11 protein-coding genes are annotated in these 15,058 nt (G+C 46.1%); 5 read left to right on the forward strand and 6 right to left on the reverse strand.

All coding sequences use genetic code 11. The annotated features are described in order from the left end of the window. Nucleotides 1–13: 13 nt before the first annotated feature. Both ACOCLE_RS23565 and ACOCLE_RS23570 read left to right on the forward strand, forming a co-directional pair. A complete protein-coding gene (locus tag ACOCLE_RS23565) occupies nt 14–1,960 on the forward strand; it encodes an EAL domain-containing protein (RefSeq protein ID WP_419534489.1) in 1,947 nt (648 codons plus the stop codon). 273 nt (nt 1,961–2,233) lie between these two features. Then, nucleotides 2,234–3,271: a DUF2333 family protein gene (locus ACOCLE_RS23570; protein WP_419537258.1), complete on the forward strand. Its 1,038-nt coding sequence runs from the start codon at nt 2,234–2,236 to the stop codon at nt 3,269–3,271. 75 nt (nt 3,272–3,346) lie between these two features. On the opposite strand, the gene ACOCLE_RS23575 is transcribed toward ACOCLE_RS23570, so the two are convergent. Then, nucleotides 3,347–4,060, reverse strand: a complete 714-nt coding sequence (locus tag ACOCLE_RS23575) for a hypothetical protein (protein WP_419534490.1) — start codon at nt 4,058–4,060, stop codon at nt 3,347–3,349. Between the two features lie 587 nt (nt 4,061–4,647). Then, the gene (gene tnpC, locus ACOCLE_RS23580) at nt 4,648–6,153 is read right to left on the reverse strand and encodes an IS66 family transposase (protein ID WP_419532963.1); all 1,506 of its coding nucleotides are present in this window, start codon (nt 6,151–6,153) and stop codon (nt 4,648–4,650) included. A 179-nt stretch (nt 6,154–6,332) separates the two neighbouring features. Here tnpC and ACOCLE_RS23585 point away from each other — a divergent pair, with 179 nt between their 5' ends. The 3 genes from ACOCLE_RS23585 (at nt 6,333) to yciH (ending at nt 7,975) form a co-directional block, all read left to right on the forward strand. Beyond that, the gene (locus tag ACOCLE_RS23585; protein WP_419534491.1) at nt 6,333–6,938 is read left to right on the forward strand and encodes an HD domain-containing protein; all 606 of its coding nucleotides are present in this window, start codon (nt 6,333–6,335) and stop codon (nt 6,936–6,938) included. 221 nt (nt 6,939–7,159) lie between these two features. Next, on the forward strand, nt 7,160–7,504 hold the full coding sequence (locus ACOCLE_RS23590) for a hypothetical protein (RefSeq protein WP_419534492.1): 345 nt from the start codon (nt 7,160–7,162) through the stop codon (nt 7,502–7,504). A gap of 84 nt (nt 7,505–7,588) precedes the next feature. After that, nucleotides 7,589–7,975, forward strand: a complete 387-nt coding sequence (gene yciH / locus ACOCLE_RS23595) for a stress response translation initiation inhibitor YciH (protein ID WP_419534493.1) — start codon at nt 7,589–7,591, stop codon at nt 7,973–7,975. A 53-nt stretch (nt 7,976–8,028) separates the two neighbouring features. Here the strand turns inward: yciH and ACOCLE_RS23600 are convergent, their stop codons facing one another. From ACOCLE_RS23600 to ACOCLE_RS23615, 4 genes are all read right to left on the reverse strand, one after another. Beyond that, nucleotides 8,029–10,341, reverse strand: coding sequence for a hypothetical protein (locus ACOCLE_RS23600; RefSeq protein ID WP_419534494.1), 2,313 nt, complete (start codon nt 10,339–10,341; stop codon nt 8,029–8,031). Between the two features lie 250 nt (nt 10,342–10,591). Then, entirely contained in the window at nt 10,592–11,596 is a 1,005-nt protein-coding gene (gene add / locus ACOCLE_RS23605) for an adenosine deaminase (protein ID WP_419534495.1), read from the reverse strand. 173 nt (nt 11,597–11,769) lie between these two features. Beyond that, nucleotides 11,770–13,422 (reverse strand): glucose-6-phosphate isomerase, encoded by a 1,653-nt coding sequence (pgi, locus tag ACOCLE_RS23610; protein WP_419534496.1) that lies wholly within the window; start codon nt 13,420–13,422, stop codon nt 11,770–11,772. A gap of 313 nt (nt 13,423–13,735) precedes the next feature. After that, nucleotides 13,736–15,016: an ISKra4 family transposase gene (locus tag ACOCLE_RS23615; protein WP_419532972.1), complete on the reverse strand. Its 1,281-nt coding sequence runs from the start codon at nt 15,014–15,016 to the stop codon at nt 13,736–13,738. Nucleotides 15,017–15,058: the final 42 nt, after the last annotated feature.

Below are 15,058 nucleotides of genomic sequence, written 5' to 3' on the forward strand. Positions count from 1 at the left end.
CAGGGATGCCACCATGACACTACTTCGTGAATTGGCTCTATCTTTAACGTTGCTTTTGATTCTGCTGTTTGCCGGCAGCTTTGCGTTGACGGTAAGCGATGCCCGTCATTATTTACAGGAACAGCTGAATTCCCATTCACAGGATACGGCTACATCTCTGGGTATCGCAATTGCTTCAGCAGGCGTAGGCAATACTGCCGCAATAGACTCGATGATTGATGCGGTTTTTGACCGGGGGTACTACCGACAGATCCGCTTTACCGATATGTCTGGAAACGTACTGGTGAACAGTGAACACCCGGTAGTTCTGGAAGGCGTGCCTGACTGGTTTGTGAAACTGATTGATCTCGAAGCTCCCGAAGTTACCAGTGAGATCAATAGCGGCTGGGTTCCAATGGGACAGCTGCTTGTGGCCAGCCATCCGGGTTATGCCTATCGCAGTCTCTGGTCAAAACTAAGTGGGGATATCCTTCTGTTCAGTGCTGGCCTGCTATTTGCCATTGTAGGGTTGAACATTCTTCTCGGGGTGGTTCTGCGACCGTTAAAACGGATGGAGCATCAGGCAAACCGTATCTGCGATCGTCACTTTGAGATACAGCCCGAGTTGCCAAAAACGACAGACCTTCGCAGAGTTGTACAGGCCATGAACCGCATGGCAGGTAAGTTGGAAAAGGCCTTTTCTGAAAAGGTGGCATTAACCGAAGAGCTGCGTCGCAAGTCAGTAAAAGATTCTCTGACAGGCGCGCTTAATATTAAGGCATTTAAAAGCCGGATGAATACGGTTTTAAATGAAGAAGCTGGTGAAGCCGGCGGCAGTCTGGTTCTGATTCAGGTGAGAGAAATAGAGGAATTACACCGTAAATCTGGCCAGAAGTTTGTTGATGACCTGCTGGTGACGATCAGTCACTGGATTGGTAAAACCCTGCTCCCCTGGCCGGAAGCATTCCTGGGTCGGAGAAATGAGGCAAGTTTTACCGTATTTATTCCTGCCTGCGGCGTTACTGAAAATCGCAGGATTACCGAGCTGCTTTTCAGGGTTCTGGCCGCCATGGAGTTCTTTTCTTCCCCGGAAGGGAGTAATAGCCTGCACATTGCTTCTGTCATCCATCAGGGGCGCTGCTCACCAGAGTTTCTGTTGGATCATGGAGATAAGCAGCTACTGGCGCAGGAAGTTCGAGTAAAGAATGGCTGGGAGGTCACGGAAGTCAGTGGTGAGACTGATTACCCTTATATGCGGTGGAGTGACTCCCAGTGGCTTGAGAAACTTGAAAAAGTGATGTCTGAAGGTCTTATTGAACTGTATGGGCAGCCAATATTTGATGTGAAAGGTGATGTTGCCTTTACGGAAGTCCTTACACGGATAAAGTTGGATGATGATGTGGTTTCTGCTGACTCTTTCCTACCGATTGTTGAACGCTATGATTTGTATGCGGAGTTCGACCGTGCTGTGTTTTTTGCACTGGCTGATTATATTGATGAGCGGGGTGACTATCGGATTTATTGCTTGAATATTTCACCTTACTCGTTGATGGATGATGACTTTTACCACTGGCTACTGGATGCACTTAAACTTCGCCCGGATCTGGCAAAACGCCTGATTCTTGAGACACCAGAGCGAACGTTGATGCTAGTGGGTGAACGGGTTGCTGAGCGGGTGGATAAACTGGTAGCGACTGGGTGTCAGTTCTCAATTGATCACTTTGGAGTTTCCAGTCAGGCACTGACCTTCCTTCAGATGATTAATGCTCATTACCTGAAAGTGGATGGCAGCTTTGCCAGAGATGTTACGTTGAGTTATGAGAATCAGCTCTATATAAGAACGCTCTCTATGCTGGCTGAATCAAGGGATATTGGGGTTTTGGCTCAAGGTGTTGAAAAAGAAGAAGAGTGGGAAGCCTTGAAGCAATTGGGAATTGCCGGTGGTCAGGGATACTTCCTGGGGCAGCCGGAGCGGCTCTAAGCTCTATTATTTGAAGTACAACTTTTATATTTCCCCTGCAAATGATTACTTGTAGCTACAGACTCTGTTTCGGGTAATTCATCTTTTGGATTCTTAGGTAAAATACCAATCGAACTTTCGAGCGACCATACTCATTATGGTAGTTAGAAAGTACGATGGGTATAAGCTCGCACAACCATGATTATTAGAGGATAATGGCTGCTCGATAAGCGCATCCATTTTGGAACGCCATAATCAGGATAACAAGCCTGACCGGTGACGAACGAGGAGACTATGGCGCTGGACAAGATCAAACAGACCTTTCAGTCAGGAATTCATAGCATATCGGGCTTGGTGCATGGCAAAGCCCTGATGGTTGGTGCTGGTGTTCTTATACTGCTTTTTTCACTCATTGGCTGGTACTGGAGTCAGGAGCCAGAGTTGTTCTCTGTTCAGGCTAATGCCGAAAAACTGGCAACTGATAATGGGCAGGATGTAGTCACCGGCTATACGACAACCGCAACTTTGTACACACTGGCAGACACTTTATTAAATAAGCCAGGAGGCTTTCTGCGTAACGATATTATGCCACCAGGTGTGCTGATGGATAACATGCCCAATTGGGAAGTTGGGGTGTTGATTCAGGTTCGGGATATGGCCAGAGCACTCCGAAAGGACTTTAGTCGTTCCCAGTCCCAGTCCAGGGAAGACCCTGATTTGGCCGTTGCCGAGCCGCAATTCAATTTTGATGCCAGAAGCTGGATCTTACCCTCCAGTGAACGAGAGTATCAGCGGGGTATTAATAAGCTGGAAAGCTATATGAACCGGTTATCAGACCCCAATGACTCCGCTCAGTTTTACACCAGAGCAGATAACCTGACCCGCTGGCTGGGGGATGTAGAGACCCGACTTGGGAGCCTTTCCCAGCGATTGAGTGCCAGTGTGGGTAAGCCTCGTCTGAATACAGACCTGGCGGGTGATACTGGAGCAGCTCAGTCCACGGACGGTGTTGTTCTGGTGGATGTAAAAACACCATGGTCACAGATTGATGATGTGTTTTATGAAGCTCGAGGCACCTCATGGGCTTTGATACACCTTCTCAGGGCGGTAGAAGTCGACTTTGCTGACGTTCTGGAAAAGAAAAACGCAACTGTCAGCGTCCGACAGATTATTCGAGAGCTTGAAGCAACTCAGGATACCGTCTGGAGTCCGATGATTCTCAATGGCTCCGGTTTTGGCTTCCTGGCCAACCATTCTCTGGTAATGGCCAACTACGTTTCCAGAGCGAATGCGGCAATTATTGATCTGCGCCGATTGCTTGAGCAAGGGTAAGATCGGGTTAAGTGATACAAGGGAAACCTCTGGTTAAGAAAGGCTTCCTTTGTATAACAGCTTAATTTCCAAATTTCATAAGTTTGTCATGTAGCGGTGTGTATTAATGAATAGGTTAACGGTTCTATCCGTGACTGGTTTGTAGGGATTTGAAACGAGATATGTTAATTCGCCAATAGCTTGAGATACTCTATATATCGAAGGACCGTATATAGGAGCTGAGACCCTTGAACTTTTCACTGCTAAAGCGAAAAAAAGAATACTACTTAATGCAGGCAATACTGCCGCATGTGAGTGTCTTGGTAGCATCTTATAAGGCATTGATAATCGTTCGAATGCTGTTTTAGCAAAACTGATACAATATTCTTTAATTGTTTTTCTGGGCTGCTGGTTGGTTATTTTGCTATAGACTGCGTCTGCTATACCAACCGCGATACCAGTAAGCGCTGCGATTGTGGTGCCCACCATCACAGTAACGTAATAGCCTGCAAAGAGGCCAAAGTTCAGCGCGGTATTGGTAATTCTAAATGGAAGCGAGAAAACTTCTCGAGCAATTGACCCTGCAGACCATGTGGCAGATCGTCTGGTCGCTGGAGCAGGTATCGGAACTGTTGCGGGTGCTGGTGTTGGAACTGGTTGGGCATGCTGACTGCTATGAACATGGCACTTTTGATAGGTGCTCTGAATGTCTGCAAGTATAGTAGGGTCTTGTATCCTTTCCAACGGATCTGGCTTTGGTCCAATAACTTGATGTTCTGACCACCAGGTCGACCAAGGCAATTGAGGCATCCAGGGTTCAAAAGCTTCAGGGGGGTCAAGCTCCTCGCGGCATGTAGGGCATTTTTTGGTTAGGGTCCCGCTTGCGAAAATGTGTGTCCTTGGTGTTGGAGTCAGTTGATCAAAACAGGGGCGACATAAGATATGATTGGTGTGATCACCATGCCTTATTCTGCAAGCTCGACTTCGTAACGGGGTTTCCTCAACAACTTCTTTACAAACAGTGCATCCATAATGGTCTTCCAAACGTCTCGTGGATTCTGCTTCTGTATAGCCTAGGGCAGGCTCAAGTTCCTGTACTTCCCCACTGTTTCGAATAAAGCATGTTCTTATGGGTTCATCATCCATGAAAGAGGGAGGGGGGATGCTGGCTTGAAGGTTTATCATGTGTTTACTGACCTCTTGGGACTTTACTGACTTTTAATTTGGGCAATCCATGCCGTGTAAGCCTGGTTACGTTCTGTCTTATGGTTTCATAAATTGTCATTTTTGAATTAAGTCATTAGATCATTGGTAATGAATGTAACGGTGATTGATATGATTAGACATCACCTGAGGGGGGGAGATTCATTACTCGATAACTTAATAAGTTTTAGTAACTATTCAGCACCCAGCAAAGGCGTATTGTTGTAATTTCGAACCGCTTTAAGAAGCGCCTGAAATATGTTCAACCCCTGCTTTTTAGCAGATGATAAATAGCTTCGGATTCGGGTAAACATGGTACCTCCGTCTTCGCTTCTGAAGCAGCCTGAGATCTTCTGCTTAAGTTTGGCCATCCTGGCATCACGTTCACTGCCATTGTTATCGAAGGGAATTGAAAAGTCCGACATGAAGCGCAACGTTTCAACCTTAAACTCAATAAGCCTTTTGAACAGGTTGTAGGCCTTGGTATTCCTGACCTTCTTACGTCCAAGCACCTGTCGTTGTTTTTCCATATAAGCGGTTTCCTTCGTGAGAGCCCTTTGAAGGATTTGGTCGTATATCGTCTCAATGCGAAGCTGTATTGCACCAGGCATTTGAGTCAGACCGGCTGCTTTGTATTTCTTGCAGAAGTGCCAGGAGAGCGTAAGCAATTTCATCAGCCGCAGAGCCAGCTTATTCGCATCCCTATCGACAACTCCCTGAAGCTCTCTCAGATGATGGGCATTACAAAGCACATGCACTGCCGCATAGGCAAAGTAGGACTTCCAATGATCGTGAACCAGAATGCCTGCAAAAGTCAGCAGGATGCCCATTGCATCCATTGCTTCACAACCTCGCCTTTCTGAGAGGTAGTAAAGCGTCCATTGGTCATCTCGCATAATGTGTAACCACCACAGTGAACCGTCAACCCGCATGCCAGTTTCATCCGCTCCTGCAACCGGACTTTCTTGTAAAGCATCGCGGATACTCTGCTCAGTAGAGGCCAGGTTCTCATGGGTATAGGCAACAAAATTGGCAACAGAGCCTGCGCTGACACTCATGCAATAAATAGTATTGAAATACTCAGACACCCGGTGATATGGGATGAAGTGATACTGGTTTAAATGAACAGCCATTGCCTGAGTCACTTCTCCGTATTGAGCAGCGGCTTTCACTCCTTGGGGAAACTCAGCGGTGTTCCGTTTACCACAAGGACATACTTTAACGTCTGCCCAGTACGCGGTAACTTCAAATTCTCCGGGTCTACCTGGATCAAAAACCTGTCGCTCAATGTATTTGGTGGGTTTAATATCGATAAGCGAAGACTGGCAACAGCAACATTTTTCAACCTTCAGATGCCTGACATAATCGGGTAAGGCGACACGTCTCAAACAAGAGCCTTGATGACCTTTCTGGCCACCTGGTTTATTGCCTGAAGATGGTCTAAGGCTTTTGGGGTTCGGTGTTTCCTGTGAGGAGCAGGGGGCTTCTTTGGAAGATGTATCACCTTTATCACTCCCTTTTTTACTGGGCTTTTGATAACCATCTGACGATGGTGGCTTACTACTGTTTTGACTGTTTTTATTAACCCTTTCTTCCAGTTCGCTGCAACGTTCCCGTAAAAGCGCATTCTCGGTCCGAAGCTCTTCATTCTCTTTAAGGAGAGCTTCGGTAAACGGAGTAGCTGGGAAGTCTGGTTCCATACTGGAGATTTGTTAGAAAAATTGAGTATAAGATGATGGTCGAAAAATCAGAAAATTCCAGATTTATATGAAGGGTGCTGAATAGTTACAAGTTTTATAGATAAATTCTCAAAAGTGACTGCTTTATTTGTTACGATCATGAAGTATGACTCTTATTTAGTAATATGGTTCAAAAAAAGATGTTTGAAAGTACTGCCAAGCTTGAGCAGCAGCTCACCTTTTTAAAAGAGCTGGATAAACTCAAGGCCGTGTATCGCCGAACCAGAGTAAAACCGGATAACAACCGGCAAGAGAACAGTGCTGAGCATAGCTGGCATATTGCTATACAGGCTATGACCATGGTTGAGTATGCTGAAGAGCCTGTTGATGTCTTTCGCGTTATCAAAATGTTGCTTATTCACGATATTGTTGAGATTGATGCCGGTGACACATTTGCTTTTGCCGATACTTCGGAGCTTTCTGGGCAAGGGGCTAAGGAGGTGCTTGCTGCAGAGCGTCTGTTTGGTCTTTTGCCGGATGATCAGGCTGAAGAAATGAAAGTGCTGTGGCTCGAGTTTGAGGAGGTTGAAACTCCTGACGCACGTTTTGCTAAAGCGATGGATTGCTTATTGCCTGTTATTCAGAATATGGAGAGTGATGGCGGTACATGGGCCACGTATCAGGTGACTCGTAGTCAGGTACTGAGACGAAATCAGCATCTGGAAAGGCTGGCTCCTGCATTATGGGCCTATGTTCTTGAACAAATTGATATTTCTGTTCGAAATGGTTGGCTTCAGGATTGCTGAGGATGTATGAAAATACTTCCAGGGAACGGAAGTTGTAGCTTTACGATGGTTATTATCTTGTTGATTCTTAATGACTAAACGTTGTTTTTCTTTAAGGCCGTTTTTCTTTAGCTAGACTTAAGCTTAATTTTGATGGTTTTTTCACTTCTGTTTAAATCACAGAGGTAATGTTCCGATCTCGAAGCGGTGGGTTAAAGAAGTAGTCATGCGAGGAGAAAAGGATGTCTGAGCAAATAAAAGGTTTAAACAGTGATATCTCTTTCCAGAGACCGAACCCTGAAGATATGATCCCCAAGAGTGATCAATCCGGTCGACCTATTCATCCCTACTCACATGAGCCTATGAGCTCTGAAGAGTTCAAACGGTATATGCACCGGCTTGAGATGCAGGCGCAATTTGATGAAAGGTTGAGAAAAGCATTAATGGGGAGTGATGAGGCAGGCAGAGTTCGGGATGAGCAACAGGCAAGTGAAGCGTTGATTAACCGCGGCAGCGATGCAGAGAGTGAAAGAGCACAGTCTATGTCGTCAGCGGTTAAAGGTAATATTTTATCCAGAGGCGCGTGAGTTCACATTTTCTTCATCCCCTTTTTTTGAAAAGCCAGCCATTTTGGCTGGTTTTTTTGTTGGTTCTGTTTGTATATCTCGACAATGAAGGTTCATGACGTTAAAAAGGTGGCTTTCTGTTTTGAGAGGTTGGTGATGAGCAAGTATCAGCGTAACCCTGAAAGTAAGCTGGTCTATTCCACAGATTCCGGGAGAATTAAAGAAGAAAAGGATGAGCCTGAGATCGTGGGTGATGGCAATGTCCGTGTTCGCCCAGAAAAAAAGGGGAGAGGCGGAAAGGTTGTAACGGTAATCAGTGGCCTGCCATTAGCAGGTAATGATTTGAAAGCCTTTGCTAAACAGCTAAAGAAACGTTGTGGTGGTGGTGGTGCTGTTAAGGATGGCAATATTGAGCTTCAAGGGGATCATGTGGATATCATGGTCGATCACCTCAAAAAAGAAGGTTATGACGCTAAAAGGGCAGGGGGATGATGATATGTCGACAGGTTATACAGTAAACCTGCCGACGGGGGGGAGGTCGCTATTTAAGGTGTTTTCAGCTGGTGAGCGTAGGTCTGCATTTCTGTCGCAAGTTGTTTGATCAATGGGTCATCATTATCTTTTGTAATTTCCAGGGCACTTGCTTCAATGAAATCCCCTATTTGCATTGGCGCTGCAATGGTTTGCTGGTAAGCCTTGAAAAGGCCCTTCACCATCTCCAGAGTATTGGTTCTTTGTTCTTGAAGGTGGCTTGTAAAGAGTTGGTTATACCATTTAGGTGAAGCACCGTTTGACAGAGAGGCCAGTGCCTGGGTGATGCTCTCGGGAGGCTGAAACGAGTTTTCCTGTAAACTTGTCTCTCCCGCCTGTTCTATTACGGTCTGAACCTCAATAAACAGCTTGATGATCGTGCTGGTTTGATCACTTTCAAGATGCTTAGTGACCAGTGCGTGGATAATGTTTGTCCTGCATTCGGAAAGAGGTTGTATGGTTTGTCCGTTTGTCTGGGCTTGGTAGATAATTGATTGTATTTCTTCACAAATTCTTGTCAGAACAGTGTTGCCTGAGGCTTCAAGGCTGATCTGAACTTCTGATAAATCTCTGCCGAGCTGATTTAGAGTATTTCTTTGCTGATGCTCTTCTTTATTTATATCTTCTTTCTGTTTTTTAGCTAACTCCATTGCTTTGTAGTAGTCCGAGTATTTCTTGATTACAGACTGCGTTAACTGCTTATGAGTCTGACTCGGCTCTGCATGACGGTACTTACTGATCTCGGATGATAACTTTTCAGGTAACTCTTTCACAAGGAACTCAAAGGCTGCAGCTCCAGAAAGAAGATCTTCATATTTCTCACTGTCTCTATTTTTCAGTTTTTCAAGAGCTCCAGTGAGTAGCGATTGTTCACGTTTTGTTTGACGAGAAAATATCTTAAGCAACGCATAAATTTCGTGGGGCTTGTTGACCGTATTAAGGGCTTTTTTCAGCTGAGTTGGTGAGGTGAATATCTGGCCATAAACAGCTGCAAACTGCAGGTCAAATATTTCGTCACTGGTGTTCTCTTGGAGTAGTACCAGACACTGCCTAACATCCCGGAATCTATTGAGCACAGCTTTTTGCGTTAAAGGTGTTGGACCATCAAGCAGGAGCTTTCTGCACAACAGGTTTAATAAATGATATCTGGTATCGGTATTGTAAGGTGTCAGCTCTGTTAATAACTGCCAGACTTCTCCCGGTATTTTTTTATCAAATGAAGCCAGCCTGTTGATGGCTTTGTCAACCTGGATCAATGTGTCCAGTGACAGGTCTGCATCTCCCTGAGAAGACGTTTCAAGTAATTGGAGTGCTTCCAAACACGCTTTGCAGGCTTTATCCGAGTTCATTGATAGCAGCTCACACTTCTGCTCTGCAACGGACAGGAATGGCTTTAGAGTGGCATAATGTTTGTGTTCTGAAGCTATGTAGCTGACTATATCCTGAAAACAGCGCTTTCGACCTTCTGTGCCGGATGTGTCGAGCTTTATTGCCAACGCTTTTAGTTGCTTTGAGGTCAAACTTTCTACCGACTTATCTTGCTCATTACCCTTATGGGATGTGAAAGGAAGAGCAATGGCTGGCTGGGCTTTTATGGTGGGTAACGCATTATTGGAAATATTACCTGAGCTGCCTCCAGAAACTGTGGTTGTTGAGCTCTCAATGTGCTGATGAAGTTCAGAGGCTCTCTGGTCCAGCTGTTGAACCAGTTGCTTTTGCAGTAGCTGGGCAGGTTTCAATGGCTTGGTATGCTTGATTATTCGATTCCTGGCATCCTTTAGAACCTTCTCGACTTGTTCCAGCGCTGAAGTCGACGATTTCTGGATTTTATCAATTGGCTCTTCCGCCAGCTTTTTCCGCGTTGATGTGAGTGATTTCTCCAGTGTTTTGATCTCTTCTAATGGAGGCATTAGTCCACGAATCATGAGCGCTGAAATTTCAGACGAGTGTCGATATAAAAAGCGATCTTCCATCAATAGACTCTGAATTCTCTGATTGTAGCGAGTCATCAGGTCATGAGCTTGTTTGTAAAGGTCTGATAGGTTCTTCTTTAATTCAATTTTGTCACTGATAGCAACTGTCATCACCACGTCTATGTCAGAAAACAGTTTTTGCTCTATGGAGGCTGAGTCATGTTCCCATGGATCTACAGGATGTTCCGCAGGCTTTAGAACACCTTTTTCTGAAGGTTGAGCAACGACTTGCCCTTTGAGTTTACGGTAATCTGGTGCTGATTCCAGTGGGGTGCTGCCCTCTGGCTGGAATGGACCACTTATATTGAAAAGAGCTTCGTTGCCTGTACCTTTTTTAATTTGTTCTGAATCCATGACCCGTATCCCTTCCCTGCGTTCAAGCTTTTAACCTCTGTTAGCCACGAAAATGCCGTTATATAGCGTCTAGCTTTTGATGCCATTTTCATGATGGTAGGAGCGGGGTTCTTCCGAGGCCGCTCATGGCTATTTACTGATAATTACTCGGCAGAATAGCGCAATGCTGGATAACGGCTCGTCGGAAAGAGGGATCTGGAACAGTGGATACCTGTTTTTGATAACAGGTATCTGTATGATGGATTTCAGACTATTTCCTGTCTTTTACTTTGAGTTTAAGAGAAGCCTTTTCTTCATCAGTTAAAAAAGCAATGGTCAAACCATTTTCCTGTGCTTTACGGATATCTTGCCCCGTCAGTCCTGCAGCGGGAGCTGCAACCTCATATTCATGCGGAAGCTCAATGCCTTCCACTGCCGGGTCATCGGTATTGATGGTGGCAAGAACGCCATGATCCAGAAACTGTTTAAGTGGATGGCTCTCAATATTAGGGAAGGTGTTGGTTTGAATATTGGATGTCAGGCAGGACTCAATACCGATGTTATGCTCTGCCAGATAATCCATCAATCTGGGGTCGTAAATGGCCTTCACTCCATGACCAATTCGGGTAGCACCAAGCTCTTTGATCGCCTGCCACATACTTTCAGGTCCTGCTGCTTCTCCTGCGTGTATCGTGATCTGCAGGCCCGCATCTCGTACTTGGCGGAAGTGGTCGACAAACAGCTCGCCGGGCTTGCCCAGTTCATCACCAGCAAGGTCAATGGCGACTAATTGATCTTTGAAAGCGAGGCAGGCATCCAGTTCTTTCTGACAGGCTTCCTGACCAAAAGTACGGCTCAGAATGCCGATGAGGTTGGTTTTAACCCCAAAGTCTCGACTGCCTGCTATAACACCATCAATAACGGCTTCGACCACACCCTCTGGGTTAAGCCCATGGGTCATTGCCATGTACCAGGGGCTGAAGCGGAGTTCCGCATAGTCAATTTGAGCATTCAGCGCATCTTCTACATTTTCATAAGCTACCTGTCGGCATGCATCGTAGTCAGCAAGGACTTTGACTCCCCAGTCCAGTTTGCTGAGGAAGCTGATAAGATCTGGCTCCTGGCTCATCACGCGGACGTGAGGTATCAAGTCTTCCAGCGTATCGGCAGGTAGTTGAAGGCTGTGCTTGTGACCCAGGGCAAGAATGGTTTCAGGTCGAATATTGCCGTCCAGGTGGCGGTGAATATCAGTGACTGGAATGGATGTTGTAATCATTAATGCAAATCCGACTGTTAGAGTTGTTGACGGAAGAATATACAGGATTTTTAGTGAATTAACCCGTCTATCGCCATTAATCCTGTACGAATAAAAAACTTGTACAATCAATTCTCAATGGTCGTAAAGAGGGAGGCAGCCCCTCTGGTTAGAGAGGCTGGCGGGATAGGAATTTAACCGTTAAATTGTTTGAAGCGTTTGATCAAGCCGTTAGTTGAGCTGTCCTGATCCGCTGTTTCATCTTTCGAGCGAATTTTCTCGATCAGGCGATCCCCCAGAACCTTACCAAGCTCAACGCCCCATTGATCAAAAGAGTTAATCTGCCAGATGGTGCCTTGTACAAAGACTTTATGCTCATACATGGCAATCAGGGCACCGGCAGTTTCCGGTGTGATCTTCTCGGGAACAATCATGCTGTTAGGACGATTCCCCGGAATCACCTTGTGAGGCGCCAGACGCTCCACCTCGTCAGTACTCATACCAGAAGCCGTAAGTTCATCTCGAACTTCTTCGAGTGTTTTGCCCTGCATCATGGCCTGACTCTGAGCCAGTGCATTGGTAAACAGCCATGGATGTTGTTCGCCTATCGGGTTATGGGTTGTGGCCGGCGCGATAAAGTCCACCGGAATTAACCGAGTGCCCTGGTGCAGAAGCTGGTGATATGCGTGCTGGTCATTGGTGCCGGTACCTCCCCAGATTACGGATCCAGTTTGATATGGAACGGTGCTGCCGTCTTCGCGGGTACGCTTGCCGTTACTTTCCATATCTACCTGCTGCAGGTGGCCCGGCAGATCACGCAGGAAGTAGTCATACGAGATGACTGCATGAGATTCAGCACCCATAAAGTTCTGATACCAGATGCCCAGCAGGCCAGCAATTACCGGCATATTTCCCGCCAGAGGGGCTGAGCAGAAGTGCTGGTCCATGGCTTCAGCTCCTTTTAGCAGGCGCTCAAAGTTGTCGTAGCCAACAACCATGGAAATCAACAGGCCAATGCTGGACCAGAGTGAGTAGCGACCGCCGACCCAGTCCCACAGCGGCAGTGTGTTTTCCTGAGCAATACCAAACTGGTCAATGGCTTTCAGGTTGGTGGAGATGGCCATAAAGTGCTTGCGGATGTCCTGCTCTGCACAGCCTTTTTCGATCATCCAGGCTCTGGCTGCCTGAGCATTCTGCAGGGTTTCCAGTGTGCCAAAAGACTTGGAGGCAACGATAAACAGAGTGGTTTCTGGATCAATGCTGCGCAGAACTTCAGATAATTCGTTCGGATCAATATTCGCCACAAAGTGATGTTCAAAACCCTTAACGTGGTATGGGGTCATGGCATTAATAGCGGTTTTGAGTCCCAGATAAGAGCCTCCAATACCGATATTGACAATGTGCTTGATGGGTTTGCCGGTATGACCCAGCCACTGACCAGAGTGGACCTGTTCAGTCATGGCCTTCATGCGGGCTCGGGTCTCACGGATCATTGGCATGATGTCTTCACCATCCACCATCACCGGGGCATTGCCAAAGCTTCTCAGGGCGGTATGAAGAACCGCACGCTTTTCCGTGTAATTGATTTTTTCACCGGCAAACATGGCTTCTCGAGCGTGTGCCAGATTAGCCTGTTCCGCCAGCTTAATCAGAGATGTAATTACATCGTCGTTAATCAGGTGCTTTGAGTAATCAAGAAACAGGCCTGCAGCTTCAAGGCTGTAGCGATCAAAAAGGTTGGGATCCTCAGCAAACAAGTCGCGCAGGTGGGTTGTCGCCATTTGCTGCTGAAGAGCAGTCAGATCTTTGGATGCGGGCAGGTGGTCCAGGGCAGTTGAGATACTCACTGTCTTGCCTCGTTAGATAAGGGTGGAAGGTAGACTGGATAAGCGAGGTGGAGAATATACCTTACTTATTGATAGTGGGAAAATAGTTAGCATGATACGAATCAACCATATTGATTATATAGGATGATATGGAACTTATGGTCAATAACTGAATCGAATTCTAACAGAATAAGTGCGCATACTTGGGGGGGTTTGATAAAAGGTGATGATGAATAGGGTGTTATTATCAGCTCAGGATTAAGCAAGATTTCTAGCCAAGGCAATCAATATTTAAAATAAACGAGATGGGTGCTCTCTCAATTTGATAACTGACTCATAGGTTAGCTTCAACCTTTCCAGTCATGAACTCAGACCAAAGTTGTTCCCAGCGCCCCTTACTCTGGATCAGTGCTCTTGTTGTCAAAAGCACTTCCGCTCCTGTTGCTTTCCACCTCATTCCAGAACCACATAATCGTTGCTTTACCAGAGTCTTACAAGCCGCTTCAGTAACTCCTGAACCTATTGGCCAATGGCGTTTAAGCGCCTGATGATAATTCATTAACTGGTGATTGTTTGTAAAATAGCTCACAGCTTTGTAGCGCTTCTCTGTCAGTGCGATTGTCTTTTTCGGGAGCTCGGCTGATTCAATTTCCTGAAGGATTTTTTTGGCTGCTCCACGCTTGTTTTTCAAACTATGTAGCCTGTCTTCAAGCCACTGGTGTCGCTTCGCCTTACTGGTTGGAAACAGTGCTTCCGCTGCTCCAGCTAAATATTCAGATGCATGATAAAAATCGAGTATCTGCCCAGAGGTATGTTGTTTCAAATAACTCCAGTTTTCTCTAGCCCCGTCAGCTACCCCGATGTATGTGGCATTTGGGTAGAGTCGTTTTAGATCTGCAATCTCCTCGTCGAGCTTGCTCATAAAGCTTTGTTTACCATACTCTGGCGAACTGGCTGTATATATCGTGTGGAGCCTGTCTCCATCTGCAGAATATAGGCTCAATGTCCCACACATGGCTTCCCTCCAGCCTTCTTCACAAAGCAGCATGCAGGTTCCATCCAGACCAATGGCTATTGTTTCAACAGGCTCTTTTAGTGGAGGAAGGTGGTAGTGAGTGTCTTGCTGGTCTTCAATTAATGCACCTACTCTGTCCGATAAATGCTTGATATAAGAATTTGAAAGCGTCCTTTGATGGTTGGTCTCAAAATCTTCTTTTACCGCAGGCGCTGGCATCTGGCTGTATTTCCAGGCGATAGACTTGGCAAATTTGGGGGTAGCTGAACCAATAATACCGGCACGAAGATCAAGTGCTGCCAGAGTACTGCCACCTCTGACACCCTGATATACGGAGCGCTCCAAAGGTATACGACCGTATAAGGTTTCATAGTGCTTAAGAACCTTTCCTTTGTAGTTCCACTTCTGCTGATTAACGACGATAGGTTCTTTATTGGGTGATTCAAATAGCCCCAATAACTCTTTTGTTCCAAGCTGCCCGGCTTCATTGAGTGCACGCTGTAAACTATCTTCAAGATTCAGCATGTTGCCTGAATCTATAGAAACTTCAATTTGCAAAACGATGCTTTTGGTAGAGCTGGAAATAACAGAAGCGGGCATGACAGTTAACTATTATGAGTGGTGTTCCCATAGTAGCTGTGA

Source organism: Endozoicomonas sp., from assembly GCF_965196975.1.
Classification (GTDB): domain Bacteria; phylum Pseudomonadota; class Gammaproteobacteria; order Pseudomonadales; family Endozoicomonadaceae; genus Endozoicomonas.